The organism is Puniceicoccales bacterium, from assembly GCA_031255005.1.
Taxonomy (GTDB): Bacteria; Verrucomicrobiota; Verrucomicrobiia; order Opitutales; family LL51; genus JAIRTH01.
Genome location: JAIRTH010000025.1, coordinates 1 through 2,804, shown reverse-complemented (window position 1 = coordinate 2,804; position 2,804 = coordinate 1). Strand labels below are relative to the sequence as shown.

Sequence of the window (2,804 nt, the reverse complement as noted above, 5' to 3'; positions counted from 1 at the left end):
TATTATTGGATGTATGTCTTTGGCCTGCATAAAGAAGTTTAGGCGCAATCGTTTTTTTAATGTGAGCAATGTTGGAGTCCGTTGTGTGGTTGTTGTGGCGAGTGATAAAGGGCTTTGTGGTACATTGAATAACAATATTTTTCGCGAAATTGCTCAGATAGAAGGAGATGCACAGTTCATTGCCGTTGGAAAAAAAGCTACAAATTATTTGAGTCGCTGTGGCAAGAAGTTGATAGCTAGTTTTTCCATCAATGACATATCGGAGTTTCATGAAGTTCTTGGGCTATGCGAGCTTGTTATGCAGTTGTACGATGACGGCGAGATAAATGGCTGCGATGTGCTCTATGCTGGATTTAAAAATACGCTATGTCATGTGCCTATTTTTAGAAAAATCCTGCCGATGACTGATTTCTATGATGAATTTAAAAAAATAGCTAATTCCCTTGGTGTTGATAGCGAAAGAATTAAGAGAGATAAGCGGGAAATAATTTTTGAGCCATCGCCGTCGAGTATACTTGATTCCATTGTGAGGACATTTATTAAGTATGGTATGTATCAAAGTATTTTGGAGGCGAAGGCTTCTGAACACAGTGCAAGGACTGTTGCCATGAAGGCTGCCACCGATAATGCCAATGAATTGTCGAAAAATTTGAAATTAGAGTACAATAAGTCTAGGCAATTTGCCATCACCAGTGAGATCATTGAGTTAGCCGCTGCAAATTGTAATTAATTAATTATGAGTAACTTAGGAGAAGTAGTTCAGGTAATAGGTGCCGTGGTTGATGTGCAATTTGATGTTACCAACTTGCCAGATATATATAATGCTTTGGAAATCGATTTGGGGATTGATGGAAAGAAGCTCATATTGGAAGTTCAGCAACATATTGGAAATGGCAAAGTTAGAGCCGTTTCAATGGCATCGACCGATGGTCTATCCCGGGGGATCAAGGTGCTTGATCTAGGTGCCCCCATTTCTGTTCCGGTGGGACAAGAGGTCCTGGGGCGCATTCTTAATGTTGTGGGCGATCCGGTTGATGGTAAAGGTGTTGTGAATACCAAAACGCGTTGGGCAATTCATAGAAAACCTCCGAAATTACTGGATCAGGATATTTGTGCCAATATTTTAGAGACTGGCATAAAGGTTATTGATTTGATCTGCCCCTTTGTGAAAGGAGGAAAGATTGGTGCATTTGGTGGTGCAGGCGTTGGCAAAACTGTGGTAATCACAGAGTTAATAAATAATATCGCTCTAGGGCACGGAGGTTTTTCTGTTTTTGCCGGAGTGGGGGAGCGTTCGCGAGAAGGCAATGATCTTTTCTATGAAATGTGTGATTCGGGGGTTATCGATGAAAAAAATCCGATAAATTCCAAAGTGGCATTAGTTTTTGGCCAGATGAATGAGCCACCTGGGGCTCGCATGCGCATTGGGTTGACTGGGTTAACCATTGCAGAATATTTTCGTGATGAGAAGCATCAGGATGTGTTGCTGTTTATTGATAATATATTTAGATTCTCCCAGGCCGGATCTGAAGTGTCGGCTTTGCTTGGGCGATCGCCATCGGCTGTCGGTTACCAACCTACGCTTAGCTATGAGATGGGTCAGTTGCAGGAGAGGATTACGTCGACGAAAAATGGTTCAATAACTTCTTTTCAGGCAGTGTATATACCGGCAGATGATCTGACTGATCCAGCGCCGGCCAATACCTTTGCCCATTTGGATTCTACCATTGTATTGGATCGGAGGATTGCGGCATTGGCTTTATTCCCGGCGGTGGATCCATTGGCCTCCACGTCGAAGGCGCTTGATCCAGGTATTGTTGGTGAAGAACATTTTAGGGTTGCACGAGAGGTCCAATCTGTGCTTCAAAAATATAAAGAGTTGCAGGATATAATCGCCATCCTTGGAATGGACGAGTTGTCCGAGGCTGACAAGTTGACCGTTTCGCGGGCTAGGAAAATTCAGAGATTTTTATCGCAACCATTCCATGTGGCTGAGGCTTTTACCGGGATACCTGGTAGGTATGTTTCTACGGCAGAAACGGTTAAAGGTTTTGCTATGATACTTGACGGGAAGCTAGATGATGTGCCAGAGAATGATTTTTATATGAAGGGCACTGTGGATGAAGTTTTGAAATCCAATAAGGGATGATATGTCGATTTTTTTGGAAATAATAACGCCGGCCAAAGAAATTTTCAATGGGGAGGCTTCATCGGTGGTCATTTCCACTGCTTTGGGTGAGATTGAAATTTTACCGGAACATAGACCCATAATTGCTTTGGTATGGCCTGGTAGTGTTATAGTCACCTATGGAAAAAATCGTGAAAACATTGCCATTTCGTCGGGATTTTTGAAGTTAGAACACAACAGGTTATCAATTTTAGTTGACGAAGCCGTGAATATAAAATCTGTAGATGTTGACAGTGTTAAAAACGCCAAGGAAGCCGCTGAAAAAGCTCTCGAGTTAGCACGAATGAAAAGCGATTATAATCAAGAGGAGGTCGAAAAACTCGAAGCAAAAATCCGTTATCATGTGGCCCAACTAGCTGGCAGAGTTAATGTTAGATAATCTTTATTTTTAATTCATCAGTGGAAGGATTGTCTTAAACAAAAATGGCGCATTGCTGCGCCATATAAATGAATTTCATAATTACTACCAAATTTTGAATTCTTTACGGTCATGGATTTCATTTTTATAATCGTCATAATCTTTGCCATGGAGGACGAACATTGCTCTTAGGGCATTTTCTGATGGTATAATTGTCTCAATGCCCATATCTCGTAGCTCTTTTATGCGTAAAATGGC

Annotated in this window: 3 protein-coding genes; all 3 read left to right on the top strand. The window is 41.6% G+C overall.

Annotated elements, in window-relative coordinates; translation table 11 throughout:
- Window positions 1-730: F0F1 ATP synthase subunit gamma (locus LBH49_02950; GenBank protein ID MDR0351580.1), on the top strand; the 730-nt coding region annotated here is incomplete at its 5' end.
- A gap of 6 nt (window positions 731-736) precedes the next feature.
- Window positions 737-2,149 (top strand): F0F1 ATP synthase subunit beta, encoded by a 1,413-nt coding sequence (atpD, locus tag LBH49_02945; protein ID MDR0351579.1) that lies wholly within the window; start codon window positions 737-739, stop codon window positions 2,147-2,149.
- Window position 2,150: 1 nt separating this feature from the next.
- Entirely contained in the window at window positions 2,151-2,567 is a 417-nt protein-coding gene (gene atpC / locus LBH49_02940) for an ATP synthase F1 subunit epsilon (GenBank protein ID MDR0351578.1), read from the top strand.
- Window positions 2,568-2,804 lie beyond the last annotated feature (237 nt).

Coding starts and splice junctions, on each gene's coding strand:
- atpD (MDR0351579.1), top strand. CDS start 737: ATGAGTAACTTAGGAGAAGTAGTTCAGGTAATAGGTGCCGTGGTTGAT.
- atpC (MDR0351578.1), top strand. CDS start 2,151: ATGTCGATTTTTTTGGAAATAATAACGCCGGCCAAAGAAATTTTCAAT.